Here is a 436-nt window from a genome sequence, read left to right on the forward strand (position 1 = left end):
CCCGGTCGCAGACGCGCGCCTGGAGCGCGACGTTGTCGATGCCGGGGGGCACGAGGCGCTGGTCGGGCACCGCGGCGTCCGGCTCTCGGGCGGTCAGGTGCAGCGGCTCGCCCTCGCGCGGGCGCTCGCGACCGACGCCGAGCTCCTCCTCGCCGACGACGTCTCGAGCGCGCTCGACGCGGCGACCGAGATCGAGCTGTGGACCTCGCTCCGCGAGCGGGGGACCACCGTCATCGGTGCGACGTCGAAGCGGGCCGCGCTCGCGCGAGCGGACCGCGTCGTCGTGCTCGACGAGGGACGCATCGCGGCCGAGCGTCGCATCGACCAGAGCTACCGCCCCGGCGAGGCGCGCGACCCCGCCGACCCCCGCTTCTCCCGGCTCCGCACCGAGCTGCCCGACGCGCCCGGCGTGGTCCGGGACGACAGGAAGGACACC

General features: G+C 76.8%; 1 protein-coding gene. It reads left to right on the forward strand.

Annotated elements, in window-relative coordinates; translation table 11 throughout:
* A partial coding sequence (locus tag G3I78_RS48645; RefSeq protein WP_164437058.1) for an ATP-binding cassette domain-containing protein occupies window positions 1-436 on the forward strand: 436 nt, incomplete at both ends.

The sequence above is a fragment of the Streptomyces sp. SID13726 genome, from assembly GCF_010548375.1.
GTDB lineage: Bacteria > Actinomycetota > Actinomycetes > Streptomycetales > Streptomycetaceae > Streptomyces.